31 protein-coding genes and 1 other RNA gene are annotated in these 25,338 nt (G+C 44.4%); 11 read left to right on the plus strand and 21 right to left on the minus strand.

The window, feature by feature from the left end; translation table 11 throughout:
• Nucleotides 1-341: 341 nt before the first annotated feature.
• The 4 genes from csaA to D5S11_RS18605 all read right to left on the minus strand — a co-directional run bounded on the left by csaA (nt 342) and on the right by D5S11_RS18605 (nt 2,791).
• Entirely contained in the window at nt 342-674 is a 333-nt protein-coding gene (gene csaA, locus D5S11_RS18590) for a chaperone CsaA (RefSeq protein WP_032866230.1), read from the minus strand.
• Between the two features lie 68 nt (nt 675-742).
• On the minus strand, nt 743-1,453 hold the full coding sequence (locus D5S11_RS18595) for an AraC family transcriptional regulator (protein WP_032866231.1): 711 nt from the start codon (nt 1,451-1,453) through the stop codon (nt 743-745).
• A gap of 52 nt (nt 1,454-1,505) precedes the next feature.
• Entirely contained in the window at nt 1,506-2,072 is a 567-nt protein-coding gene (locus tag D5S11_RS18600) for a TetR/AcrR family transcriptional regulator (RefSeq protein ID WP_012117734.1), read from the minus strand.
• Nucleotides 2,072-2,791: an MBL fold metallo-hydrolase gene (locus D5S11_RS18605; RefSeq protein ID WP_014418104.1), complete on the minus strand. Its 720-nt coding sequence runs from the start codon at nt 2,789-2,791 to the stop codon at nt 2,072-2,074. The genes D5S11_RS18600 and D5S11_RS18605 overlap by 1 nt, the downstream gene beginning before the upstream one ends.
• Nucleotides 2,792-3,015: 224 nt before the next feature.
• On the opposite strand from D5S11_RS18605, the gene D5S11_RS18610 reads away from it, so the two are divergent.
• Nucleotides 3,016-3,537, plus strand: coding sequence for a CcdC protein domain-containing protein (locus D5S11_RS18610; RefSeq protein WP_032866232.1), 522 nt, complete (start codon nt 3,016-3,018; stop codon nt 3,535-3,537).
• A gap of 29 nt (nt 3,538-3,566) precedes the next feature.
• Here D5S11_RS18610 and czrA read toward each other — a convergent pair whose 3' ends face one another.
• Nucleotides 3,567-3,899, minus strand: a complete 333-nt coding sequence (gene czrA, locus D5S11_RS18615; RefSeq protein WP_012117736.1) for a Zn(II)-responsive metalloregulatory transcriptional repressor CzrA — start codon at nt 3,897-3,899, stop codon at nt 3,567-3,569.
• A gap of 191 nt (nt 3,900-4,090) precedes the next feature.
• On the opposite strand from czrA, the gene D5S11_RS18620 reads away from it, so the two are divergent.
• Nucleotides 4,091-4,756, plus strand: coding sequence for a lysozyme family protein (locus D5S11_RS18620; protein WP_003153802.1), 666 nt, complete (start codon nt 4,091-4,093; stop codon nt 4,754-4,756).
• A 64-nt stretch (nt 4,757-4,820) separates the two neighbouring features.
• On the opposite strand, the gene D5S11_RS18625 is transcribed toward D5S11_RS18620, so the two are convergent.
• Nucleotides 4,821-5,357: a DUF420 domain-containing protein gene (locus D5S11_RS18625; protein WP_007407990.1), complete on the minus strand. Its 537-nt coding sequence runs from the start codon at nt 5,355-5,357 to the stop codon at nt 4,821-4,823.
• 144 nt (nt 5,358-5,501) lie between these two features.
• Nucleotides 5,502-6,287 carry a VLRF1 family aeRF1-type release factor gene (locus D5S11_RS18630; protein ID WP_007407989.1) on the minus strand — a complete coding sequence of 262 codons (786 nt, stop codon included), beginning with the start codon at nt 6,285-6,287 and terminating at the stop codon, nt 5,502-5,504.
• Nucleotides 6,288-6,475: 188 nt separating this feature from the next.
• On the opposite strand from D5S11_RS18630, the gene D5S11_RS18635 reads away from it, so the two are divergent.
• On the plus strand, nt 6,476-6,979 hold the full coding sequence (locus D5S11_RS18635) for an N-acetyltransferase (protein WP_014418107.1): 504 nt from the start codon (nt 6,476-6,478) through the stop codon (nt 6,977-6,979).
• Nucleotides 6,980-7,043: 64 nt separating this feature from the next.
• The gene (locus tag D5S11_RS18640) at nt 7,044-8,021 is read left to right on the plus strand and encodes a S66 family peptidase (RefSeq protein WP_061046688.1); all 978 of its coding nucleotides are present in this window, start codon (nt 7,044-7,046) and stop codon (nt 8,019-8,021) included.
• A 31-nt stretch (nt 8,022-8,052) separates the two neighbouring features.
• On the opposite strand, the gene D5S11_RS18645 is transcribed toward D5S11_RS18640, so the two are convergent.
• The 7 genes from D5S11_RS18645 to gerPC all read right to left on the minus strand — a co-directional run bounded on the left by D5S11_RS18645 (nt 8,053) and on the right by gerPC (nt 13,726).
• Nucleotides 8,053-8,445 (minus strand): hypothetical protein, encoded by a 393-nt coding sequence (locus D5S11_RS18645; RefSeq protein ID WP_007407986.1) that lies wholly within the window; start codon nt 8,443-8,445, stop codon nt 8,053-8,055.
• 163 nt (nt 8,446-8,608) lie between these two features.
• On the minus strand, nt 8,609-9,478 hold the full coding sequence (locus D5S11_RS18650; RefSeq protein WP_007407985.1) for a 3D domain-containing protein: 870 nt from the start codon (nt 9,476-9,478) through the stop codon (nt 8,609-8,611).
• A gap of 235 nt (nt 9,479-9,713) precedes the next feature.
• Nucleotides 9,714-11,492 (minus strand): DNA helicase RecQ, encoded by a 1,779-nt coding sequence (gene recQ, locus D5S11_RS18655; protein WP_020955932.1) that lies wholly within the window; start codon nt 11,490-11,492, stop codon nt 9,714-9,716.
• A gap of 107 nt (nt 11,493-11,599) precedes the next feature.
• Nucleotides 11,600-11,785: non-coding RNA, 6S RNA (ssrS, locus tag D5S11_RS18660), on the minus strand.
• A gap of 215 nt (nt 11,786-12,000) precedes the next feature.
• Entirely contained in the window at nt 12,001-12,627 is a 627-nt protein-coding gene (locus D5S11_RS18665; RefSeq protein ID WP_003153791.1) for an FMN-dependent NADH-azoreductase, read from the minus strand.
• A 144-nt stretch (nt 12,628-12,771) separates the two neighbouring features.
• Nucleotides 12,772-13,263, minus strand: a complete 492-nt coding sequence (locus D5S11_RS18670) for a TraR/DksA family transcriptional regulator (protein WP_025284851.1) — start codon at nt 13,261-13,263, stop codon at nt 12,772-12,774.
• A gap of 82 nt (nt 13,264-13,345) precedes the next feature.
• A complete protein-coding gene (gene gerPC / locus D5S11_RS18675; RefSeq protein WP_061046686.1) occupies nt 13,346-13,726 on the minus strand; it encodes a spore germination protein GerPC in 381 nt (126 codons plus the stop codon).
• Nucleotides 13,727-13,818: 92 nt separating this feature from the next.
• Between gerPC and D5S11_RS18680 the strand changes: the two genes are divergently transcribed.
• Nucleotides 13,819-14,052 carry a hypothetical protein gene (locus tag D5S11_RS18680; RefSeq protein WP_014418113.1) on the plus strand — a complete coding sequence of 78 codons (234 nt, stop codon included), beginning with the start codon at nt 13,819-13,821 and terminating at the stop codon, nt 14,050-14,052.
• Here the strand turns inward: D5S11_RS18680 and D5S11_RS18685 are convergent.
• On the minus strand, nt 14,039-14,521 hold the full coding sequence (locus D5S11_RS18685) for an Hsp20/alpha crystallin family protein (RefSeq protein ID WP_003153787.1): 483 nt from the start codon (nt 14,519-14,521) through the stop codon (nt 14,039-14,041). The two genes, D5S11_RS18680 and D5S11_RS18685, sit on opposite strands and share 14 nt — an antisense overlap.
• A gap of 70 nt (nt 14,522-14,591) precedes the next feature.
• On the opposite strand from D5S11_RS18685, the gene D5S11_RS18690 reads away from it, so the two are divergent.
• Entirely contained in the window at nt 14,592-14,864 is a 273-nt protein-coding gene (locus D5S11_RS18690; protein WP_003153786.1) for a hypothetical protein, read from the plus strand.
• Entirely contained in the window at nt 14,861-15,094 is a 234-nt protein-coding gene (locus D5S11_RS18695; protein ID WP_003153785.1) for a hypothetical protein, read from the plus strand. The genes D5S11_RS18690 and D5S11_RS18695 overlap by 4 nt, the downstream gene beginning before the upstream one ends.
• Nucleotides 15,095-15,138: 44 nt before the next feature.
• Here the strand turns inward: D5S11_RS18695 and D5S11_RS18700 are convergent, their stop codons facing one another.
• From D5S11_RS18700 to D5S11_RS18710, 3 genes are all read right to left on the minus strand, one after another.
• Nucleotides 15,139-15,483, minus strand: coding sequence for a PH domain-containing protein (locus tag D5S11_RS18700; RefSeq protein ID WP_003153783.1), 345 nt, complete (start codon nt 15,481-15,483; stop codon nt 15,139-15,141).
• Nucleotides 15,484-15,776: 293 nt separating this feature from the next.
• Complete coding sequence (locus D5S11_RS18705; protein ID WP_003153781.1) at nt 15,777-15,917, minus strand: DUF4025 domain-containing protein; 141 nt, start codon at nt 15,915-15,917, stop codon at nt 15,777-15,779.
• Between the two features lie 65 nt (nt 15,918-15,982).
• Nucleotides 15,983-16,186 carry a DUF6501 family protein gene (locus D5S11_RS18710; RefSeq protein WP_007407979.1) on the minus strand — a complete coding sequence of 68 codons (204 nt, stop codon included), beginning with the start codon at nt 16,184-16,186 and terminating at the stop codon, nt 15,983-15,985.
• Between the two features lie 183 nt (nt 16,187-16,369).
• On the opposite strand from D5S11_RS18710, the gene D5S11_RS18715 reads away from it, so the two are divergent.
• From D5S11_RS18715 to D5S11_RS18725, 3 genes are all read left to right on the plus strand, one after another.
• Nucleotides 16,370-17,857: an aldehyde dehydrogenase family protein gene (locus tag D5S11_RS18715; RefSeq protein WP_003153776.1), complete on the plus strand. Its 1,488-nt coding sequence runs from the start codon at nt 16,370-16,372 to the stop codon at nt 17,855-17,857.
• Between the two features lie 95 nt (nt 17,858-17,952).
• Nucleotides 17,953-19,836 (plus strand): terpene cyclase/mutase family protein, encoded by a 1,884-nt coding sequence (locus D5S11_RS18720; RefSeq protein ID WP_007407977.1) that lies wholly within the window; start codon nt 17,953-17,955, stop codon nt 19,834-19,836.
• Complete coding sequence (locus D5S11_RS18725) at nt 19,833-20,678, plus strand: superoxide dismutase (protein WP_007407976.1); 846 nt, start codon at nt 19,833-19,835, stop codon at nt 20,676-20,678. The genes D5S11_RS18720 and D5S11_RS18725 overlap by 4 nt, the downstream gene beginning before the upstream one ends.
• Before the next feature lie 39 nt (nt 20,679-20,717).
• Here the strand turns inward: D5S11_RS18725 and D5S11_RS18730 are convergent, their stop codons facing one another.
• The gene (locus D5S11_RS18730) at nt 20,718-22,055 is read right to left on the minus strand and encodes a sodium-dependent transporter (protein ID WP_007407975.1); all 1,338 of its coding nucleotides are present in this window, start codon (nt 22,053-22,055) and stop codon (nt 20,718-20,720) included.
• Nucleotides 22,056-22,258: 203 nt separating this feature from the next.
• Between D5S11_RS18730 and D5S11_RS18735 the strand changes: the two genes are divergently transcribed.
• Nucleotides 22,259-23,230 carry a bile acid:sodium symporter family transporter gene (locus D5S11_RS18735; protein ID WP_108724924.1) on the plus strand — a complete coding sequence of 324 codons (972 nt, stop codon included), beginning with the start codon at nt 22,259-22,261 and terminating at the stop codon, nt 23,228-23,230.
• A gap of 27 nt (nt 23,231-23,257) precedes the next feature.
• Here the strand turns inward: D5S11_RS18735 and D5S11_RS18740 are convergent, their stop codons facing one another.
• Both D5S11_RS18740 and odhB read right to left on the minus strand, forming a co-directional pair.
• Nucleotides 23,258-24,004, minus strand: coding sequence for an MBL fold metallo-hydrolase (locus tag D5S11_RS18740; protein WP_007407973.1), 747 nt, complete (start codon nt 24,002-24,004; stop codon nt 23,258-23,260).
• A gap of 73 nt (nt 24,005-24,077) precedes the next feature.
• Complete coding sequence (gene odhB, locus D5S11_RS18745; RefSeq protein ID WP_007407972.1) at nt 24,078-25,325, minus strand: 2-oxoglutarate dehydrogenase complex dihydrolipoyllysine-residue succinyltransferase; 1,248 nt, start codon at nt 25,323-25,325, stop codon at nt 24,078-24,080.
• Nucleotides 25,326-25,338 lie beyond the last annotated feature (13 nt).

Genomic DNA, 25,338 nt, shown 5'->3' on the forward strand with positions numbered 1-25,338 from the left:
AATACTTTCATTTACGGCTCCTTTCTGCTTCTTTCTGTCTAAATTTTACCATAGGATATAAGATTAGATGAATCTCTTGCATTTGTCGAACTGCTTTATTCAAGATCATAAAATTTCAAATTAAACCTTACACGAAGGAATCTGGGATCGGTAAAACAAAGCCAGATATAACATATATTAAAAAATCTCTTGCATTTCCACACCCGGCATGCTATATTGATATAGCGATGAGCTGAATTGTGTAAGCCGATGCACATGCCCTTGCGGCACACACGAATGTGGCGTGTGGTGTATCGCCTCAATACGCAAAAGACGTTTGCTTCTGCAAACGTCTTTTTTTATTATCCGATTTTCGTTCCGTTCGGTACTGTCTGCTCTGGCGTAAGCAGGACAACGTCTCCTTTTTCCGGGATGCCGCCGAGAACGAGAACTTCTGACTTAAATCCGGCGATCCGCCGCGGCGGAAAGTTGACAATAGCTGTAACCTGTCTGCCCATCAGATCACCCGGTTCGTACCGTTTTGTAATCTGGGCGCTTGATTGTTTCATGCCGATCTTTTCGCCGAAATCTATTGTCATCTTAATGGCCGGCACCTTTGCTTCCGGGAATACTTCCGCTTTTACGACCGTTCCTATTCTAAGATCAAGCTTGATAAAATCTTCGATGACTGCCATATCAAAAACTCCTTTTTTACAATCATGATACCAAAAAAAGAAGCAGTTTATTTAACCGATTTTCAGGATTATTTATCAGATTGAAAGGTGTTTCGGAAGACGCGCGGCGTTATTCCCTTATGTCTGACAAACCATCTGGTAAAGGAAGACAAATTTTGAAAGCCGACCTCCTGACTGATGTCTGTCAGCCGGCATTTTGTTTCAATAAGCATTTGTTCCGCTTTCTTCATACGGAGCTCAGCAATATAAGCTTGCGGGCTTTTCCCCGTCTGCTTTTTAAACCAGTCGGAATAATACGCCGGGTGGTAATGTTCCATTGCGGCAAGCTCTTTAATTGTAAAAGTCTTTGATAGATTTCGGCGGATATACGCAATTGAATCATTCGTACGGTTTACTTGTATCTTTTCAGCAATATATTCTGCAAGCAGACTCAATGAATGAGCCGACTGCTGCTTTGTCTCTTCTGTCAGCAGAAACCGAATCGATGTCCAAAAAGGATCAAGCTTATTCAGAACGCCGGGGTCTAATGAACCTTTGAAAAAATATGCCGGTATGTCGAGAACGAGACATTCATTTCGCTCCAAAGAACGGAACCGATGTTCATGCCCGGGCGGAATATACAGCATTTGATCAGGTTTTAATCTGATTTTACGTCTTTCTGTCTCCAGGTCCAGCTGTCCTTCGAGCGGAAAGAGCATTTGGCAGTATGTGTGTGCATGAGAATCAAATATATGTGAATAGGTGCGCCGCTCACAAATGATATGTTGTAATGAATCCATTTGTCCCTCCTTTTTACATGATGCGTCTTTTTATTTAGTTTACATAATAATATTATTGTTCCCTCTCCTGCAAACCTCTTAGAAAAGCAACAACTGCAAACTTCCGGCTTTCCTTAATTGATTCGGTTAATTCAAATGCACTCTGTTTTCTCAACACGGCAAATCCGTGAAGAAGGCTCCTCAGTCCTCTCGCAGCATGAATCGCAGTGTCAGACTGTGCATAACCGTTAGCAGTCAGCTGCCTGACAACAAGCTCTACAAGCAGGCTTGACAGATTCTCAATCCGCCCGTCTTTTATCTTTTGAAATGTTGCGTCATATAATCCGGGATTGGCTTCGGCGAAATTGATATAGGCATCGGCAAGAGCAAGCAAAGCCGTTTCGCCCGTCAGTCCTTCTGCAGAGGCCGCCATTTTTTCATATAACATAGTTAAACCGGAGACAGCCAGCTCTGTTTTAATTCCTTGAAGGCCATTGACAAAATTGTAAAGGGAAGGCGGTTTTACGTTTAAGGACTTTGCAACAGCCGCAAGCGTCACTTCGTTCAGCCCTTTTTCGTCAGCGATGCCTGCTGCGGCTCTCAATATCATGTCAAGGCTCATTCCGACTCTCGGTGACATTATGATCGGCCTCCCGGCAGGCTTCGTTCGGCTTCCTCAGCAGCCTCAGCCATCATTTCAACGGGATTGCAGAGAACATTTCCATGTCCGGCGGCCAGACTGCTTGGTTGATGAGCGATAAGTGTTCTTGCTGTTTTTACAGCTTCTTCTTTATTCCACGTAGCAAAAGCCGGAAACGGAAATTTCCATTTCAGCTTCCCAGAAACAGCAAGGCCGCCCCGTACTTGAAAGGCATCTCCGACGATCAGCATATCATTTCTCATATCTTTAAAAGCGAGGCTTCCCGGCGTATGACCGGGAGCGGGAATGACAAGTAAAGATCCGATCCGCTCGCCGCCTTTCAGCAGGCGATCAGGTTCGGTCTGAACATTTTTCGGCACTCCCCCCTTTATCGGTGTTTGTGCTTCATGCTCAAATAATGAAGTGTCACCTTTCAGCAAGAAAGAATCCCGCTCAGAAATACAGACGGAAGCATCCGGAAATTCCGCAGCTAATGAGTCAAGCGAACCGATGTGATCCCCGTGCGCGTGGGTGAGTAATATGTCATTCAGCGGCTTCCCAAGCTGCCGCAATGCTTGTTTGATTCCTTTATGACTGTTAGGCAGTCCGGCGTCAATCAGGGTTACTCCTTCTTCTTCTTCAACCAAATAACAATTCACCGGGAAAAGCGCTGGAAAAAAAGTCAGCTGCCAAACGGTTCCGTATTGTAAGATTCTCATGAACATCCTCCTAAAACTAATATCATTAGTTTTATTATACCTAATACCGTTAGTTTTTCAAGAGTTTTATGTTTAAATCCTGAAAAAGGCGCGGGCGATTCTCTTATGCCAAAAAAAGAAACGTGCATAATGTGATAAAAGATGCTTTCAGCCTGCGAATAAATCACACTACTAAAACCAGCCGGATAAGCATACACTACTCAACGGAGGGGGAGTTCCACACCATGCATATCACACTTCAAAGCATCTGCCCTGTCTTAATGATTGCCTTTTTTCTGTATAAAAAGGTGAAACGGTCCGTCGGCTTTCAGCCTTTGAAACCCCGCTGGCTTTATACAAGAATGATTTTGTTTTCATTGCTGGCCGCAGCTCTGGCGTTTTTCAGCATCACACACCCGGCTTTATACGGCCATCTTATATTCGGCACTTTTTGCGGCTGGCTTCTGGTCCTGTTTGCTAAACGGAACATTTCTTTTGAAGAACGCCGCGGAAAAATATATTTTCGCACTCACCTGTGGATTGAACTTATTCTATTAACGTTATTCCTATCGAGATTTGTTTATCGCGTTATTGAAATTTACCGGGTCACAGCGGACTTTACCCATCCGGAGGCATACAGCCAAACGGTCGGGGCCGATCCGCTGACCATCAGTATCTTTTATTTCATCGCAGTTTATTACAGCGGCTTCTCTTTTTATGTTTTAAAAACGAGCAGAGACCAAACCAATAACAGTCAGTACGGCTGACATCCCTGTCTCAAAAGCAGGGATGTTTTTTAATCGTGCCGCGTATGGTGAATCATTTGCTGAAGCACATCTAACACATGTTCATCCTCAGGAGAATAATAGATGGATGTTCCTTCTCTGCGTGATTTGACGAGGCGCAGATTTTTAAGAAAACGCAGCTGATGAGAAACGGTAGACTGCAGCAAATTCAGCTTTTCTGCGATATCATTTACCGCGTGCTCACCCTGTGACAGCAAATGGAGAATTCTGATTCTGGTCGGATCAGACAGCGCCTTAAAAGTCTGGGCAACCAAAAATAAAGTTTCCTCATCTAAATCGACAGCGGGGTCATTTTTGTTTCCGGATTCGTGAAATTCAGTCATATACCTCACCCTTCTTTTCTCAAGTAGCCCAATTATACCAAATGTCAATTGATGCAGATACATCCTGCGCCTGACAAAAGAACCGTTATTTTAAATTTATGTTTCAAATACGGGTTTCCGCTTGGTTTCGCGCATTCATCTGTGTCATAATGAAAAAGTCATAATGCTCCTGAAATTGAGGGTGAAACACAGTGGAGAAAAAGAAAAAAGGCTGTTTCGCTGCCGCGGGTCTTATGATGATATGTGTTTTTGTCATGGTTTCCTTCTTCCTCATTCTGTTATTTTCAAATAATGAATGGCTCAAAAGTCTTCCGTTTGATGTCAAGCCGATCGTCCTTGAACGGCTGACAGATTACAAACCGCTTGTTGAAGACGAGCTGGATGAAAAAGGACTCACCAAATATACATCGCTTGTACTCGGCATGATATATCAGGAGTCAAAAGGAAGAGGAAATGATCCCATGCAGTCTTCAGAATCTCTGGGTTTAAAGCGAAATGAGATTAAAAACCCTCAAACCAGTATCAAACAGGGAATCAAACAATTCACTCTCATGTACCAAACAGGCAAGAAAAAAGGCGTAGACTTGGATACGATTATACAAAGCTACAACATGGGAGCCGGCTATATTGATTTTGTGGCTGAACATGGAGGATCGCATACTGAGGAACTGGCAAAACAATACTCCGAGCAGCAGGTCAAAAAGAATCCGAAACTTTACACTTGCGGAGGGAACAAAGACAATTTCCGTTATCCCTACTGCTATGGTGATTACACGTACGCAGAAAAAGTAAAAGCAAAAACAAAAACCGTTGAACAATCCTTAAATGTAACAACACTTGAAACGCTTGAAGAGTAAAAGGCGCCCTGATGAGGCGCCTTTTTCAATCAATAGAAAAAAGCCGCGCAGAGCACGGCTTTTTTTAATAATACGGTGAGATCATTAAGTATACAATGACACCCGTCAGACTGACATACAGCCAGAGCGGCATCGTCCATCTCGCGATTTTTTTGTGGCGCTCCACTTGCATGCTGAATCCTCTGATCAGCGTAAACAGCGCAAGCGGCACGATAACGGCGGAAAGACAGATGTGCGTAATTAAAATAAAGAAATAAATCCCCCGAATGATGCCGTGGCCGCCGAATAAAGTATTTTCAGCCACAGAGTGGTATACGACATAGCAGATCAAAAACAGCAGAGTCGTCGTAAACGCCGCCAAAATAAAGCGTTTATGCGCTTGAATATTTTTTTGCTTAATCATAAAGAGCGCTGCCAGCAAAAAGATAAAAGTAAAGCTGTTAAAAATGGCATTTAACATCGGCAGAATATGAATATTGGCAATGCTGACCTGTCCCGATTTCGGCATAAAAAACAGCACCGCAATTAACCCGTTGATCAGAACGGTCAATGTCAGCACGATACCGGTATAACTTTTAGGTTTGTTTTCTGTCTGATTCATCTTATGACCTCTCTCAATTTTACTGACTATCCAAATGGTATGAGAATTCAGCTTTGATGTCAACGGTTTCGCCCGCTTCGTCAGAAATTAGACAAACTTAAGCCCTAAAAAGACCGGGTGTTTGAGACCCGGCCTTTCGTCATATCATGCTTCCTTCAACAGTTCTTCTATCACCTTATGTTCGTTTTCATTCAACAGATTTTTTGGAATGATCCGATCAATCGGTTTATTCATGTGCTGATCGAGAATATCGGCTGTTTCTTTGTCCCCTGCGATTACGAGACGCTCCCATTGGTGTGAAGCGGCCTTTTGATCAAGGTTTGAAGCCAATCGTTTATACAGCCTGTTTTGGTTTTCTTCGACGTGGGCTTTGGCAGCGTCTTCGTCCATCGACGCGGAGAGGCTTCCGCTTACATCCTGCGGTTTCCACGATTCATTGATGACGTCGTAATGATAATGCTCCACTCCTTCAATTTTTCCGAGTACGGTTTCTATGATCTTCACTTCATTCTGCTGGGTGAGAATAAAAGCCGTGCTCGGAAATTGTTCACGAAGAAGTTCTAATTGATCAAGGACAGCCGTCTCTTCCCAATAAAATCGTGTTTCAACAGGCACCTGCAATTCAATCGTCTCCCAAATACCGCCTTCTCCCGACGCAAAAAATACGAGACTTCGCGGCATCTCTTTACCAAGCTCATCGATATATTGATAGACACGTTCCATGATGCGGACGAGAGATTTTTCTTCTTCCGGATCACTGGCAGACAGATACTCTTTTAATCTCCGAAAACCGGTTTTCAAGGCGATTTTCCACTCTCCCCCCTGCTGATCCGGATTTCTCATATCCGTATTTACATATAAGGAAAGCATTTTATCAGGAGATTCCGTCATTACGTACTTCAATTTGCCGATGAGTGAGTCAATTGCCATTATAGATTCCTCCTTTTTCCGCTGCTCACTGTTCCTTTCCCTATCCGCACCGCCTTAAAAACGTCAATCCACATATAAACGGCAGACTTTTCTAAAAAAGTTTTTGCAAAACCCATTTACAAACCAAGACATCATTTACTACAATGGATACTTGTGTTTAACTAAGACTTTTACGCTGTGAAAGGAGTATGATTTTGTTTACTGCAGAAGAAAGAGATCAGAAAGAGCTGGAAAAAGAGCTTCATAAACTTGAATTTCAGATTTTCAGAATGCGGGAAAATCTGATAGATGTATCAAAAGACGCGCGAGTGCTTGGTATTGATCAATCGAACAATGACGATTGGATCATTGTTTCCTCGATTGATGATGGCCAAACATGTAAGATTATGCTGACTGATTGTGAATCAGCCTACCGGGGAAGAGGCTGTTTTTCACTGATCGCCTCTTATTATGACAATGCCATTCATATCGGGGACATTAAAGGCCCGCCGAACCATGGCTACGGCTCGATCTGCATGAAATTTTTAAAACATATCGCCAGAGAGCAGAATATCCCGAAAGTGACGGGCGACATCGCTAAGCGTGATTGGGATCATGTCGACAGGCTCGTTCATTTTTATGAAAAGCATCACTTTGATGTCTGGATTGACAATGATACGCAATCAGGCGGCATTAAATGGGTCGACTTGTAAAAAAATAATAGAGAAACCCTCTTTTATATGGTGTAATAGATTAAACCATATAAGGAGGGTTTTTTTGTATCCGGAAAAATTGAAAAAAGGTGACGGCATTCGTATTGTGTCTCCGGCCACAAGCATGTCCGTTATGTCAGATGAAAATATAAATGCCGCGAAGACAAAATTGGAGGAGCTGGGCTTTTGTGTCTCTTTTTCAGAGAATGCGAAAGAAATAAATGAATTTGATTCATCATCCATTGAATCGCGTGTACGGGATCTGCACGAGGCTTTCGCTGACCCTGACATCAAAGCGATTTTGACGACACTCGGCGGGTTCCAATCAAATCATCTGCTCCGCTATCTTGATTATGAAAACATCAAGCGGCATCCGAAAATCCTTTGCGGCTATTCAGATATTACCGCTCTCGGGCATGCCATATATCAAAAAACCGGCCTTATTACATATTCCGGTCCCCACTTTTCTTCATTTGCCATGAAAAAAGGGCTGGACTATACGATTAAGTCTTTCTTGGCCTGCTGTGCTTCTGACAACCCGTATGAGGTAAAGCCTTCATCCGAGTGGAGTGATGATAAATGGTATTTGAACCAGGAGGACAGACGTTTTTATCGGAATCCGGGACCGCTCGTTATTCAACCCGGATATGCGGAAGGAACACTGATCGGAGGAAATCTATGCACGCTGAATCTTCTGCAGGGCACCGAATACTTTCCGGAGATGGAGCAAGTGATTCTGTTTATAGAAGATGATTATATGTCGGACATTCATATGTTTGACCGGGATTTGCAGTCACTCATCCACCTTCCCGCTTTTTCAGCCGTGAAGGGAATTGTCATCGGACGTTTCCAGCATGCTTCAAATGTGTCTGAGGAGGCTCTGCGTGCCGTCATCCGTACAAAAGAAGAACTGTCATCCATGCCTGTTATCGCAAATGCTGATTTCGGCCATACCTCCCCTTTGATGACATTCCCGATCGGAGGAACATGCAGGATAGAAGCCGGCTCAGAAGGCGGACGGATATGGATCGATCGGCATTAATACATAAAGCCGGGAAAACCGCCCCGTCTTTTTATTTTGACGCCTTATGCCGCGGCGTGCGCGGAGCGATCATAATTCGTCCGCCAGCCGCTGCCGTCACCCATACGGAAGCTCCTTCATAAAAACGGCTGATCTCTTCATTATATACGGCATGTGTCAGTTCACGTTTATCATGCGTTCCGTCTTGGTTTTTTACGTTTAAAATAAGCACAAGCTCGTGCCTGCCATTCTTCATCACGCCAGTACGTCTCACCTTTTCAATAACGGCTGGCCTTCCTCTCCCTCTGTCAAGCGCCTGAAACAGCCTGACAGCAGGCATAGACAGTCCGATAACGAGCACAATGGCGAAAGCGGTGCATATACCTGCATGAAACACCGGTGATTCTGTGAAGGCATTCCATAAACATATAAATTCCGGCTCCATTAGATTCATACATCCCTTCAGATTCCGTTTTCACATCCATTCCTTATTTATATTAGAGAAACGCTTTTTCTTTTTCCGCATATAACGATTATATACAGTCAAAAAAGGGAAGAAAAAAAGAACACAAAGCATTTCGCCTTGTGTTCTTCATCTCTATATGAAACTAGTCTAATACTTTAACATTTACTGTTCTGACGCCCCAGTTGTTAGCGTCACTTTTCTTTGCAACAAATACGTCAATTTTATTTCCTTTAATTGCGCCGCCTGTATCTGCTGCTGTTGCCACTCCGTAACCTTCAACATAAACCTTAGAGCCAAGCGGAATGACACTAGGGTCTACCGCGATGACTTTTGCATCAGGGTTTTTGTTTAAGTCAACACCGGTTGCCGTTACACCGGAAATGCCGCCGTCGTTAGCAGAGTAAGCAGTTGCAGTCATTGTCAGCTGCTTTTTAGGCTCTTGTTGGTTTGTATTTGATTGAACAGGCTGCTGTTTTGCTTCGACAGCCTTCGCTTCTTGTTTAGGTTGTTGTTCTTGAACAGGTTCTTGTTTAGGCTGCTCGTTTTTGACAGCTTCTTGTTTCGGCTGTTCTGTCTCGGCAGCTGGTTTTTGTTCAGTTTGCGGCTGGCTGGCTTCTTGAGCCGGCTGTGCAGCCTGAGCCTGACCTTTCACATTTAACGTTGTGCCTGCGTAAATTATATCTGATTGCAAGTTATTCAAGCTTTTCAGATTGCCGACTGATGTTCCGAATTTCTGAGCAATTTTCCAGAGGCTGTCGCCCTGCTTCACTGTGTACTGCCCAGATGTGGTTGTTTCTACTGAAGAAATAGTCAGTTTCTCTCCTTCAATGATTAAATCAGAAGATAACTGATTCCATTCTTTTAAGTCCTTTAGGTTCACTCCGTTTTTTTGCGAGATCCCCCAGAGCGTGTCACCCTTTTGCACCGTGATTTCTTTAGCAGAAGCGTGAGCTCCAAATGCAGTTGTTGAAATTGCTGCAACTGCGACAAAGGACATAATCGTCTTCTTCATAAGTAAATCCTCCCTTGTTAGCTTTTTATTGGCGGCTAACAGGTGATATCGTAACATATGAAAATGTCAGTTCAATAACAAAACGATTTGAATTAGATTACAGTTCCTTTACATGAAACATTTCTCTCGCTTGGTAAGTCTTGCTGAAACCCTGATACAGCAAGGGTTTTCAAGCTTCTGATTTTTCCGGCGCGAATGAAAAACACAATGTGCAAATTTCTAAAAAAACTTTTTTTCACTCTGTTTCTCTTACATAATTTCGGATTTCTTCTAAAAAAACTGCTCCGTATTTCAATCTTTTTTGTTCCCCGACCCCTTTTACGGAAAGAAGATCCTGATCCGTTTTCGGAAGTTTCGCCGACATTTCTTTTAACGTCTGATCTGAGAATACGACAAATGGAGGCACACCCTGTTCAGCTGCAATCTCTTTGCGGAGACGCCGGAGAAGCTCAAATAATTCATCATTCTCGGTAACGGCGGCGGCCTGTAAGGCTTCTTTTCTCGAGACTGCGCTTTTTCCAAGCAGAACGTCCCTGCCTTTTTGGGTGACCATAAGCGTCGGAAATGTGCCGTCCGCCATTCTGATATATTCATCTGAAATAAGGAATTCGATAAAATCACTGATTTCCGCTGCGGATTGATGCTTCATAATGCCGTAAGTGGACAGGCTGCTGAAGCCGTTTTCCAGCACTTTTTTATTTTTAGACCCGCTAAGCACCTGCGCCACCATCGTTTTTCCGAAGCGCTCATTCATTCTGATGATGCATGACAATACCATCTGCGCTTCTTTTGTGACGTCATGGGCGGTCCTTGTATCAGTGCAATTGCCGCATGCTCCGCAAGCTTCCGCCTCATTCTCGCCGAAATACTTCAGAATAAACCGCTGCAGGCAATCTTCCGTATGGCAGTAATCCACCATCTGTCTCAGTTTTTTGAGATCCTGCTTTTGTTTTTCTTCTCCGGCGGCCGATTGGTCTATTAAAAAACGCTGCACCATAATATCCTGCGGCGAAAATAAGAGCACACACTCGCTGTTAAGACCGTCGCGCCCGGCCCGTCCGGCTTCCTGGTAATAGCTCTCCATATCTTTCGGAATCTGCGCGTGTAAAACGAACCTGATGTTGCTCTTATCGATTCCCATTCCGAAAGCGGACGTAGCTACCATCACTTGTATCTGATCGTTAAGAAACCGCTCCTGCTGGTCTTTTCTGTCATCATCCGCCAATCCGCCGTGATAACGGCCGGCATTGATGCCGCTGCGTTTTAATTTCTCATATAAACGGTCGGTTTCTTTTCTTGTCGCTGTATATATAATGCCGGCTTCGTGTTTATTTTTTTCCAGATACCGCTCGATAAACCGGTCTTTGTTTTCGCCCTTTACTACTTTAAACGTTAAATTCTCTCTGGCAAAACCGGTATATACAGTTTGTTCTTTCTTAATATGAAGCTGCTTACAGATGTCATCATGAACCTCAGGCGTAGCCGTCGCCGTTAATGCGATGATGACGGGCGGTTCTTTTAATTCATTAAAAAGGATTTCGATATTCCGGTAACTCGGCCTGAAATCATGTCCCCATTGCGATATACAGTGAGCTTCGTCAATGGCGACAAGAGGAACCGTAATATTCTGCAGGATGTGAATGAATTCAGAAGAAGTCAAACGCTCCGGTGTGATGTAAAAGAGCCGGTAAGCCCCTTGTTTCAAACCGGTCAGGCGCTCATGAATGTCACGGCTTGTCTGGGTGCTGTTAATATAAGCTGCCGCGATACCCGCTTCTTCAAGCGCGTCGACTTGATCTTTCATTAAGGAAATAAGAGGGGAAATAACGATTGTGGTTCCTTCAAACAGCAGTGCGGGAATCTGATAGCAGATTGATTTTCCGCCCCCCGTCGGCATAATGCAGACCGTGTTTTTTCTTTCCTCTGCAACTGATTGTATCGCCTGCTTTTGGCCCGCGCGAAGACTGTCGTAGCCAAAATAATGCGCCAGAAGGGATTGGGCTTTCTCCAGCATATGTTGTAAAACCTCACTTTGTCTTTGATTCTTTCATTTTATCATACTGATAAAGTACGCTGCTCAAGGGCAATTCAAAATAAAAAGCCATCTCCGCAAGGGAAATGGCTTTCGCTACGTATGCCGTACGCAAGTAAGAAAGTTTTAAACCACCACTCCTCAAAGTGGGTGTTTGCAGAAGCGTTCCTGTCGTCCTCTGCAATGGAGGCATGACATTCCGGCTTCGATATAAAACTCCCTATTACAGCTTAAAGGTTAAAACTTAATTAACAATACGAACAATGTAGCTTCTCTTATATCCTACACCATCAGTCGTATTTTGGCAAGAGGGTTAATTCTTTTACAGAAAACCTTTTTTCTTTGTGAAAAATGCTTTATTCTACATAAAAATTGTTTTTTCGACAAAATATCAATATATCAATATAAGATCAGATCGAAAGCTGCCGCCAGTTTCTTCTATAATAGAAAAAACTCTCACACCCTGTAGGGGCGCAAGAGTTAATGGAAATTAGAATTTTGCAGCCAGATCTTTCGCTTCTTGCAGTCCTTTTTCAATGATCGCTTGAGCATTATCCGGTGCAGCATTATGGCCTTCAACGACAACAGTGTGAAGATCTTGGACACCCCAGAAACCGAGGACGGTTTTCATGAAGTTTAATGACATTTCAAGAGATGCCATCGGTCCTTCAGAATATACGCCGCCGCGTGCGTTTAAGAGCGCTACTTTTTTATCTCCCATCAGACCTTTAGGGCCTTCAGGCGTGTATGTGAAAGTAACTCCTGCACGAGACAGGTAATCAACATAAGTATGAAGCACAGCAGGCACTGTGAAGTTCCAAAGCGGGAATGCAAACACGACTTTGTCAGCTTTGACAAATTGATTTAAGTAAATGTCAGCAGTTGACGCTTGTTTTTTCTCTTCGTCTGTCATTTCAATTCCTTTTGAAGCTTTGAATGTTCCGTTAATCATATCTCTTCCGAGGTAAGGAAGGTTTTCTTTATGAAGATCAAGTTCGATCACTTCATCATTCGGATTGTTTTCTTTATAAGCAGCCAGAAACGCTTCGTATAATTTTACGGATACGCCTTCTTCAGCCGTACGGTCACTTGATTTTACAAATAATACTTGAGACATTCTAAATTCCTCCCGGTAATCTTTTATAATTTACTTACAAATAGTATGTTACTTTCTTTTTTATATAAAGTCAATGATTTTATTTCGATTTTGAGATTTTTTATGGAATAAAAAAACAGGTACATATGAATGTACCTGCTGCTATTATTGTGAATCCTGCTCGCGATCCAGGATTTCGTAAGTTTGTGAGCTTTTTTGATCAACGGTTTCTTTATTTGAGAGGTCTTTCACCTGCTCGTGAAATTCCCTTTCATATGACGGAGCGTCTGTTTTCACATCCCCTTCTGTTTCTCGCTGCGCTTCGACGGTCATTCTGGCGTACGGCACGGCTTCAAGTCTTTCATAAGGAATTTCTTTTCCCGTTTTCTCGCAAATCCCGTATGTTCCTTTATCCATTCGTTCAAGCGCGGCGTTCACCTCATCTAAAAGATTCTGATCGACACCGTCCAGCGTTTGATTCGTGACCCTGTCCAAATAAATGCTTCCGTGATCAGCTAAGTGATTATCTACTCCGTTCGACAGTTCTCCTGTGTCTTCGCTCATTGAATGATTTTCTTTTGATTCTCCCTGAAGACTTTCCTTTAAATCGATTAATTTATGATAAAGGCTGTCCTGCTGTACTTTTGATAATGACATATTCATCATCTCCTTTTTCGTCTGTGTTCTTCGCTGCATCTGTTAATACATACCCTCGAAAAAGGAGGCTGAAACAACGGGGTCAATGGTTTCTCCCCCTGATGGTGACATTGGGTGTCTGCTGCTTTGTCTGTCTTTTTTCTTTCGCAGCATCATTTTGCGGGTCGTCCCGAAATTCTTCAGCGCAGGCTTGTTTGAGCCTGTGCGCCGGTGTATGGTAAGTGGCGCCGATATTCAGCATACCGCTCAGCTCTTCTATACTCAGCTTTTCAAAATCAATATTGTATTCAACCTTGTCCACTTTGACGTGCTCAATATGGACATATGTTTTTTCCCCTTCAACCGTCTGCGGCTCAAAATGACACTTATCCTGAAGCTCATCAAGCTGTTGTTCCACTTTCTTAAGCCGGTCTAATTCTTCTTCACACACTTTTTTGAAAATCTCTTTCATTATTTTTTTCAAAGAAAATCACTTCTTTCCCCGTCACTCTTGGAAAGTTCTATGCGTCCCGCATTGCGAATATATAAACATGATATACAAAAAGGAGGCGAATCATGATGTTTTTTCCATCCGTTATCAATTTTGAGTATATAAAAATGAACGGAATCAGCGGCGGAGCAGCTTTTAACACCGGCTCTTCCGTTATGGTGAGAAACACAGCAGCCAATAAAAGAAATGAAGGGTACGGTGAACAAAACGGTGATTGCACCGTTGTCGTCATCCCTATCATGAGTATCGATGATTCAGATCTGATAGATGGCACAGCAAACAAGATCAGCCTTCGATAATGATCTGGCTTGCATCCCCCAGATGTTTAGCAATCGATATATATAAAATCCCGTCTTTGAATACCGCCTGCATTCCCTTTGTTCCCTGAGCGGAATGCGGAAGGTCGAGTTTTTTTTCAAAATCGCCGTATTTTCCGGTCTTCTGTTTAAAATCCTGTTCATTAAAAAAGGATTTTCTCGTGCCTTTTACGACGATATATTCTCCGTAGGACAGCAGCTGAACATCTTGTTTCCGGTAGCCGGGCAGATACAGTAAAAATTGGAGCTCATCATGGGTTTCCACAATATCTATAAGAGGAAAAGCATCCTCATTTCTTCTCATTTGCCCATCTCCCTGTTGAAAGGGAAAATGAGAATGGCCGTTTTGAAATGATTTCAGTTGTTCATCATCAAAAACGTTTTTCCAAAAGTCGCCGCCGGACATGTTTTGCGCCATTTCCATCCATTGCTTCATCTTATCGAAATCCATTTTTATCGCCCCCTGTCTAAGCATACGGTCATAACAGCCGGCATACACCTGTATTAAAGGAGGTTTGCCTGTGGTTCAACCAACTCCATATATCAATATTAATATTTTCATGTTGAAAATTAATTCCTTTGAAAATGCTTCAGCGGTGAATGTCGGACAAAATTTACTGGCGGAATGGCAGAATTCTGATAAAAAGAATCAGGGATACGGACAGAACTTCGGAGATGCAAGCGGCTTCATCGGCACGAACGGCAAAGTGGATGACCGGGATCAAATTGATTCTCCATCTACCTTTGAGTCTGCATGCGATAAAATCCCTGCCGGAAAAGGAGGCCCATTATGATGTTTTCGCCGGTTTTGGTAAATGTAGGAGGCTTTAAAGTAAATGCAGTCGACCGCGGTTCTTCCATTACGATCGGCCCGTATCAGCAAATCGATTATTTTTTATCCAATAAGATCAACTACGGATTCGGTGAAGAAAATGGTGATTTGGCGCCGATTTATATCCCCATCAGTTCTATTGCTGATCCGGATCTCATTGATTCGAACTCCGGAAAAACAAGCATTATATAATAAAAAGGCCATCCGCATGCATTCGGATGGCTTTTATGTGATATTTAACTGCATAAGTATTTTGTTAAGATGGCTTGAACCTCAGTCAAGTCCGTTTCTTTTGCAAATTCCAATTCGAAAGTTTTTCCCCTTGTCATTAATACAAGCCCGGTATCGGGATCAAACATCCCCGCTTCTTGAATGGCGAAGCTTTCAATTGTTTTATATGGAAGAAATACGCGCACTTTCTTTTTGGAGAACATTTTATTATCAAAGAAAATCACTCGTTTATTCGTAAAGCATATTTGGTCAACCCGCAGTTTATAAATCGTTTCGATCCGTTCTCCCTCAACGAGCAAAGCCTCCAGCTTTTTTGTGTCGGTTGATCTGCTGACAGAAAAAATTCCCAATGAAGAACCCCACTTTCTGCTTCTATACTATTGTTTTATTACAATCATAAAAAAATAAGTTCTTTATCCCTATATAAGAATACGACATAGACGGCATTTAAACCATTACGAACAGATTACATTTTTAGAACGTTCATCAAAAAAGCCCTTCGCGAAAGGTGCCGCTTTTATGAAGTAGTACGGTTCAGCGAAAGAAAAGGTTTCAAGAAAACGGTATTTTTTTCGAAAAGTCAGTTTTTTATCTTCGCCATAAAAAACCGCGGCTTCTCCAATGCCGCGGTTTCAACAAAACATCAACGATCCGTATCTTCAATTGTTCCTTCTTTATAGGTATCTGAAATTTGTTCCATCGTCGTGTCGGTGCCTTCTTCAGGTTGCACTTGCTGAAGCTGATCTGATGTTTTATTTTGTTTGTCTTGCTCTGTTTTTTTCATTTTGCAGCCACCCTTTATATGTAGTCTTTTTTAGTATGGCTCAGGCAAAATAAATTCATTCAGCTTTAAACTTCTTCAAAATACTCTTTGTAGAAGCCTCCGACTTTGTTTGTATTGTCTACAACAAAAATGAATTCTTCTGTTTCATTTTTGACTTCATACTCTTTACCCGGCGTCAGCACATTTTTGACAATGTATTTTTTCGCATCTGTATGTACGCATTTGACCTTTTTGACGCTTTCTTTTGTCTGCCAATTATTATGAATCATTTATAAAACTCCTTTTCTTAATCGATAAGCTTATTGTAGCCGTTTTTTCTTGTGAATTGCAATAACGGTTATCAATTGATTTTACCGGGGCTGTTATTATAGAATGACTGTATGCGCTTACTTTGCGCGGACATCAAGATGCTCAAAACAGACCATAAAAAAATTTCGGGAGGTTTGTTACGAATGAGTTCTTTAACGATGCAGATCACAAAAAGGCTGGAAACATTTTTACAGGGCACGAAGAAACTTTATATTGACGGAAAATTTGTTCCTAGCGCTTCAGGATCAACATTTGTCACACCGAATCCGGCAACCGGAGAAACGCTGATGACGCTTTACGAGGCACAGACAGAAGACATTGACAGTGCAGTGAAAGCGGCACGCAAAGCCTTTGATCACGGCGAATGGCGCACTATGCCGGCCGCTTCCAGAAGCAGGCTGATGTATAAGCTTGCCGATTTAATGGAAGAGCACAAAACGGAACTCGCGCAGCTTGAAACACTTGATAACGGAAAACCGATTAATGAAACGACGAATGGGGATATCCCGCTTGCAATTGAGCATATGCGTTATTATGCCGGATGGTCTACAAAGATAACCGGACAAACGATTCCGGTCGCCGGCTCATATTTTAATTACACCCGCCATGAGCCTGTCGGCGTCGTGGGGCAGATCATCCCTTGGAACTTCCCGCTCCTTATGGCGATGTGGAAAATGGGCGCCGCCCTTGCCACAGGCTGCACAATCGTTTTGAAACCGGCCGAGCAGACACCGCTGACCGCCCTCTATTTAGCGGAATTAATAGATCAGGCGGGCTTCCCTGACGGCGTCATCAATATTGTTCCAGGGTTCGGCGAGACGGCCGGGGAAGCGCTGACCAACCATGACGATGTCGATAAACTCGCTTTTACCGGCTCTACAGAAATCGGCAAAAAAATCATGGAAAAAGCCGCAAAAAAAATTAAACGCGTGACACTGGAGCTTGGCGGAAAGTCACCTAACATCATTTTGCCTGACGCCAATTTGAAGAAAGCCATTCCCGGCGCTTTAAACGGGGTCATGTTTAATCAGGGGCAGGTATGCTGCGCAGGCTCCCGTGTCTTCATTCACAAAGACAAATATGATGAGGTCGTCAGCGAAATGGTTTCATATGCGAAATCGCTTCAGCAAGGCGCCGGCCTTCACCAAGATACACAAATCGGCCCGCTCGTCAGTCAGGAACAGCATGAGCGCGTGCTTTCATATATTGAAAAAGGAAAAGCGGAAGGAGCCAAAGCTGTCGCGGGCGGCAGCTGCCCGTTTGAAGAAGGGTATTTTGTCTCCCCGACTGTATTTGCGGATGTGGATGACAGCATGACCATCGCAAAAGAAGAAATTTTCGGCCCTGTTTTAGCCGCCATTCCGTATGATACGGTAGATGAAGTCATTGAGCGGGCGAACCGCTCGGAATACGGCCTTGCAGCCGGACTTTGGACTGAGAATGTGAAAAACGCCCATTACATTGCTGACCGTCTCCAAGCCGGCACCGTTTGGGTCAACTGCTACAATGTTTTCGATGCGGCATCTCCTTTCGGCGGCTATAAGCAATCCGGCCTCGGGCGGGAAATGGGCTCTTACGCGCTGAATAATTATACAGAAGTGAAAAGCGTCTGGATCAATCTGGAAGATTAATCAAACAGGAAACTGCTGCCTGTCAGCAGTTTCTTTCTTTTGTCATGCCGCCTTTTACATATGAATATATATGCTTCTGAAGGAGTTGAGCGAGTGTGAGCACAATTCATGAAAACGTCAGAAGCCGCCAAAAGAAAACCATCTCCCTATTAAGAGAAACGCAAAATGCGGACGGCTCATGGTCATTTTGTTTTGAAGGACCGATTTTGACAAACGCCTTTCTGATCCTCCTCCTCACTTCTCTTGGAGACAATGATAAAGAACTGATCGCTGAGCTTGCAGAAGGCATTCGCGCTAAACAGCGCCCGGACGGAACTTTTGCCAACTATCCTGATGACCGGAAAGGAAATGTGACCGCCACTGTACAGGGCTATGCCGGCTTGCTGGCTTCCGGTTTATATAGCCGTTCTGAGGCGCATATGATTCAGGCCGAACGCTTTATCATCTCAAATGGCGGCTTGCGCAACGTACACTTCATGACAAAGTGGATGCTTGCGGCAAACGGCCTTTATCCATGGCCCGCGCTGCATCTGCCATTATCTTTCTTAGTCATTCCCCCATCCTTCCCGCTGCATTTTTACCAGTTCAGTACATACGCCCGTATTCATTTTGTACCGATGGCCGTGACGCTTAACAAAAGATTTTCGCTGAAAAATCCCAACGTTCCGTCTCTCGCGCATTTAGATCGGCATATGACTAAAAATCCGTTTACATGGCTTCGTTCCGATCAGGATGAGAACAGAGACCTCTCTTCTCTTTTCGCGCACTGGAAGCGGCTTTTGCAGATTCCTGCCGCTTTTCACCAGCTCGGTCTGCGTACGGCCAAAACGTATATGCTTGACCGGATTGAAGAAGACGGCACATTATACAGCTATGCGAGCGCCACTATTTTTATGGTGTACGGCCTGCTCGCTCTCGGTGTATCGCGCCACTCCCCCGTTATCAGAAAAGCACTTGCCGGCACGAAAGCTTTGCTCACGTCTTGCGGCGATATACCGTACCTGGAAAATTCAACGTCGACCGTTTGGGATACGGCGCTTCTCAACTATGCGCTTATGAAAAGCGGGATCTCAGATAACGATCAGATGATAACCAGCGCCGCCCGGTTTCTGCGTGAACGGCAGCAGACGAAAGTCGCTGATTGGGCCGTTCACAATCCGCATGCTGAACCGGGAGGATGGGGTTTTTCAAACATCAATACAAATAATCCTGATTGTGATGACACAGCCGCAGTGCTCAAAGCCATTCCGCGAAAACTTTATCCCGCCTCATGGGAACGCGGACTGAGCTGGCTTTTGTCCATGCAAAACAGTGACGGCGGCTTCTCTGCTTTTGAGAAAAATGTCAATCATCCGCTGGTCCGCCTGCTGCCGCTGGAATCGGCTGAGGAAGCTGCCATCGATCCCTCAACAAGCGACTTAACCGGACGGGTGCTGCACTGTTTAGGAGAAGCGGGGCTTTCTTCTGATCACCCTCAGATTGAAAAGGCCGTCCAATGGCTGATCCGCCATCAAGAAGAGGACGGATCGTGGTACGGCAGATGGGGTGTCTGCTATATTTACGGCACATGGGCAGCGCTGACAGGGATGAAGGCTTGCGGCGTGAGCCAAAACCACCCGGCCGTGAAAAAAGCGATCCGCTGGCTGAAGTCCATTCAAAACGAGGACGGAAGCTGGGGGGAATCCTGTAAAAGCGCAGAAGAGAAAACCTATGTTCCGCTTTCTTACGGGACGCTTGTACAGACGGCTTGGGCGGCCGAAGCTTTGCTGCAATACGAAAAAACTCATCATCAAGCCGTCACAAAAGGCATATCTTTTCTTATTGAAAACCGGCATTACGAAGGAGCCGCTTTCAGCTATCCGACCGGAATCGGCCTGCCGAAGCAGTTTTACATCAGGTATCACAGCTACCCGTATGTGTTTTCTTTGCTTGCGCTCAGCACTTTTATGAAAATGAGTGAAAAGGAGGAAGAAAAATGAAACGGCACGCTTATCAAACCGAAATGCTGAATTGGTGTGAAACCTTGAAGGAACAAGTTATTCAGCAAGGTCGGTTCGATCGCTTCGCGGCACAAATCGACCGGATTTTTCACACCCTTCAGGATGATGGATTAACGGAGGCGGAATGGTACGAACAAGCATCGGCACTTTACCGGGACATTACTGAACCCGAAGAGCCGGATGAGCGCAGAGCTTATGTGCCGATCGGCAAGCATGTCCTCCCTAAACTGCCTTACAGTTATTCCGCACTGGAACCGTATATTTCAAGAGAGATTATGAAACTTCACCATACAAAACACCATCAGAGCTATGTTGACGGTCTGAATAAAGCAGAACTGGAGCTCAAAAAAGCGAGACAGACGAAACAGTACGACTTAGTGGCACATTGGGGGCGACAATTGGCGTTTCACGGCGCGGGCCATTATTTGCACAGTATTTTCTGGTTTTCGATGAATCCAAACGGAAAAAGACGGCCGACGGGTGCACTCTTTCAAATGATTGATGTGTCATTCGGAAGCTACTCCGCTTTTAAAGAGCAATTTTCTCAAGCGGCGAAAAAAGTCGAAGGAGTCGGCTGGGCTATCCTAGTCTGGGCGCCGCGCGCCGGGCGGCTGGAGATTTTGGCCGCTGAGAAGCATCAGCTCTACAGCCAGTGGGACGTCATTCCTTTGCTTCCGCTGGATGTGTGGGAACACGCTTATTACTTACAATATAAAAACGACCGAGCGGCTTACGTGGATCAATGGTGGAATGTCGTTGATTGGCGGGAGGCGGAGAAACGGTTCGAGCAAGCGCACCGCGTGATATGGCCGCTTTATTAAAAAAGCCCCCGTCTTGAACGGGGGCCTGCTTCTTTTGGTTTAAAAAATACCAAGGACGTGCAGAAAAACGATAATAATGGCTACAGGAGCCACATAACGGATTAATAGGAGCCAGACTGCAAACCATTTTCGTTTTATACCGGAACCGCTTTTCAGTTCGTCAAACAGCATCTGTTTCGGAATTTTCAGCGGTACGAAAACGGCAATTAAAAGCGCGCCCAGCGGCATTAAGACATTGCTGACCAGAAAATCCGCAGCGTCAAAAATACTGCGGTGAAAAATAGAAACATCACTCAAAATTCCGTACGACAGCGCCGAAGGGACCCCGACAATAAATATAGCAAGTCCCCCGATCCATGCATACCGCTTCCGTTTTGCCGAATCGCCTTTTGACAAAACAGCAACTAAAATTTCAAGCATTGAAAAAGCCGATGTCAGCGTCGCAAATAAAAACAGCAGCAAAAAGGCGAGTAAAAACACGATGCCCAACGGCATTTGGTTAAAGACGGTCGGCAGCACGTTAAATAAAAGCTGCGGGCCTTGATCCGGCTTGAGGCCGAATGCAAACACCGCCGGAAAAATCGCCACTCCCGCCATCACAGCAACAAGGACATTTAATACCGTCACCGATACGGCGGATTGAACAATATTTTCTTCTTTTTCTAAATATGCGCTGTATGTAACCATTACGGACACTCCGACGCTTAACGAGAAAAATGATTGTCCCATCGCATATAAAATGGTATTGGCATCCATCGCGCCAAAATCAGGCATAAAAAAGAATTTTAATCCTTTTGCTGCATCATGCAGCGTAACGGAGCGGATCATTAAGAGAATAAACAGAATAAACAGAGCCGGCATCAGCACCTGGCTTACCTTTTCGATTCCGCTGCTCACCCCTTTTGCCACAACTAAAATCGTCAGCACGATAAACAGCAGCTGGCCGAAAACGGCTGCATAAGGATTTGAAATGGTATCGATAAATAACGTATCAAATCCCGAAGAAAGCGATAAGCCGCCTGTAAAGCCTTTTATAATGTAGATTAATATCCATCCCCCCACTACGCTGTAGAAGGATAATAGAATAAAACACGTAATGATTCCGAGATATCCGATCCAGTGCCACTTTTTCCCCGGCGCGAGCGCCTTATAGGATTCAACGGCGTTTTTTTGTGTTTTTCTGCCGATAATAAATTCAGCAAGCAAAAGCGGCAGTCCGATTAAAACAGTAAATAAAATAAAAACAAGCAGAAAAGCGCCGCCTCCGCTGGTTCCCGCTACGTAAGGGAACTTCCATATTGCGCCGAGCCCGATTGCAGAGCCGGCCGTAGCTAAAATAAATCCCAGCTTAGATGACCATTGATTAGCTTCTTTCACTTCAGCACTCCCAATTCATTTCAGTATAAAAATCAATTGTAAGAATATATGTCTGAATAGTCAAGAAGATGTTAGTTTACATAATAATTTTATTGAAAACTTATATTTAATATTGAATTATTCAGAAAATTATTTATAATGGAATACAGAAAAGTCAGTCATATTTTCTGACTGATTGATTGAATGTAAAAGGAGCTGTGTTTATGGAATGGCTGAAAAAAATAAGCAGGTTTGCGGGCCAAACCTTTGGCTTGTGGGTTATCGTCTTTGCCGGTTTAGGATTCGCCTGCCCTGATTTGTTTTCTTGGATCAGTTCTTATATGACGATTTTCCTTGGTATTATTATGTTTGGGATGGGGCTTACTCTTCAAGCAGACGATTTTAAAGAATTAATCAGAAAGCCTTGGCATGTCGTGATCGGAGTCGCTGCCCAGTTTACGATTATGCCGCTTACGGCTTTCTGTTTATCAATCGGGCTCCGCCTCCCCGCAGAAATCGCCGCGGGCGTCATTCTGGTCGGATGCTGTCCGGGCGGTACGGCATCAAACGTCATGACGTTTTTGGCGAAAGGCAATACGGCGCTTTCTGTTGCGGTCACCACGATCTCAACATTGCTTGCTCCTATTGTAACGCCGGCACTTATTATGCTGTTTGCGAAAGAGTGGCTCCCCGTTTCTTTCGGCTCACTGTTTGTTTCCATTATGCAAGCCGTGCTTTTGCCGATCGTCCTCGGGGTGATTGTGAAGCTGTTCTTCAAAAAACAGGTCGGACAAGCCGTGCACGCGCTTCCTCTCGTGTCGGTAATCGGCATCGTAGCGATTGTATCCTCTGTCGTCAGCGTAAATCGTGAGCATGTGCTTCAATCAGGACTGCTGATTGTGTCTGTCGTCATCTTACATAACGGAATCGGATATTTGTTAGGATTCCTGACTGCAAAGCTGTTCAAAATGGATTATGCTTCACAAAAAGCGATTGCGATCGAAGTCGGAATGCAAAACTCCGGACTGGGCGCAGCGCTTGCGACAGCGCATTTCTCCCCTTTGTCAGCCGTGCCGAGCGCAATTTTCAGCATATGGCACAATCTGTCGGGGTCTGTTCTTGCCACCTACTGGTCTAAGAAAAAAGAGAAAAACAGCGCCGAAGAAGAAGAAACGGCAAAGATTCCGTTTTCATAACTGAACAAGGATAGGCTGCTGCCGCTCCTATCCTTGTTTATTCTGCAGATCACGAAACAGACGCAAAAGCGCTTTTTTTACATCCCCCTGAAATAAACCTCCATGATAACAAATCAATTGGCGGATATCATAATCGAGCAGCCGCTGCACAGAACGGACCGCATCATCCATATGTAACGTATAGCCGGGATTAGCAAGGTTCAGCTTTCCGTCTTCAATGACGACCGCATCACCTGTGACCATAGTTTTTTCGGCAGGCAGATAAAGACTGATATGGCCGGGTGTATGACCCGGCGTGGCTACAACGCGAATGCCTCCGCACCAAGGCAGCAGCTCGCCGTCAGTAACTGTCCGGTGAACTGGAGCCGATTCGACTGATTGAAGAGAGCGGATGAACTGTTTTGCATAAGGCTTTGCATCCTCTGGCAATGAACAAAACGTTGATTCAGCCTGCTCAAGCCGTAAAGATTTTTTAGAGCCGTCAATATACGGCGCTTCACGCTCATGTACTGTCACGCTGACATCCGGATGTAAACGGTATAATGCAGCGAGTGAGCCGATATGGTCTATGTCGTGATGCGTTACAATGATTTTTGTCAATGAATGAAGCGACATTCCATGCCGGGCAGCGGCATGTTGAAGATGGTTTGTAAAACCGGGATATCCGCAGTCTATTAATATCGTGTCATGTTCGTCTTGCAGAAGAACCGGAGTGATAGAATGCAATTCTTCATTATATTCAAATTCGATCTCAAGCGGATAACAGCTTTTCATATAAATTCTCCCCTTCTCTCAATAAAAAAAGTACACTGCTTGTAAGGGCAGTGTACTTTTTGTCTGTCTCAAATTATCCTTCCAGCAACAGCTGTTCCGGATCTTCAAGCAGGTTTTTAATGGTGACAAGGAATCCGACCGCTTCTTTACCATCTACAATTCTGTGATCGTATGATAAAGCGATGTACATCATCGGACGGTTTTCAGAGCGCTCCGCATCAATCGCTACTGGGCGCAGCTGAATTTTGTGCATACCTAAGATCCCAACCTGAGGGCTGTTTAGGATCGGTGTTGACATAAGCGATCCGAATGTACCTCCGTTTGTGATCGTGAAGGAGCCTCCTTGCAGCTCACCTAATGTTAATTTATTGTTTCGCGCTTTCTTCGCAAGTTCGCCGATCTCTCTTTCAATGCCGGCAAACGTCAGGCGGTCAGCGTCACGCACGACTGGGACGACAAGCCCTTCTTCAGCCGCGACAGCAATACCGATGTCATAGAATTTTTTCACGATCAGCTCATCGCCTTGAATTTCAGCGTTAAGGAGCGGGAATTTTTTCAATGCAGCCACGACGGCTTTTGTAAAGAACGACATGAAACCGAGTTTTACTTCGTTTTGCTCAAGGAATTGGTCTTTACGGCGTTTTCTTAGATTCATAACGGCCGTCATATCAACTTCGTTAAATGTAGTCAGCATCGCAGAAGTCTGCTGCACTTCAACCAATCGTTTCGCGATCGTCTGTCTGCGGCGGGACATTTTTTGCACTTCGACAGGTTTGTCAAAGCTTTGCTGTGTTTTTGGAGCCTGCTGTTTCGGCTGTGCCGCAGGTTTTGAAGCCGGTTTTTCATAAGCTTCCACATCTTGTTTGCGCACGCGGCCGAGCGGGTCTCCCGTCGGAATTTGTGATAGATCAATTCCTTTTTCCCTTGCCAGCTTGCGTGCAGCCGGAGACGCTACCGTTCTGGATTTCGCTTCTGATTGTGCTTCCTGGCTGACTTCTTGTGCAGCAGGTTCAGCTTTTGCTTCCTCTTTCGTTTGTTCATTGGCTGGAGCACTTTCTGAAGGGGCGGGTGCAGAACTTTCGCCAGCGCCTTCTGTAATGGTACCGATAATTTCTCCTACTTGGACGGTATCACCCGAATCTTTCAATACCTCTTTTAGAACACCCGATTCTTCTGCTGTCAATTCAACATTTACTTTGTCCGTCTCCAGTTCAAGCAAGTACTCACCCTGTTCTACATAATCACCGGGCTGCTTTAACCATTGGGCTATCGTTCCTTCTGAGATTGATTCTGCTAATTCAGGTACCTTAATTTCCGCCATTTTTTCATTTCCC

It is taken from the genome of Bacillus sp. L75 (genome assembly GCF_003676355.1).
Classification (GTDB): domain Bacteria; phylum Bacillota; class Bacilli; order Bacillales; family Bacillaceae; genus Bacillus; species Bacillus velezensis.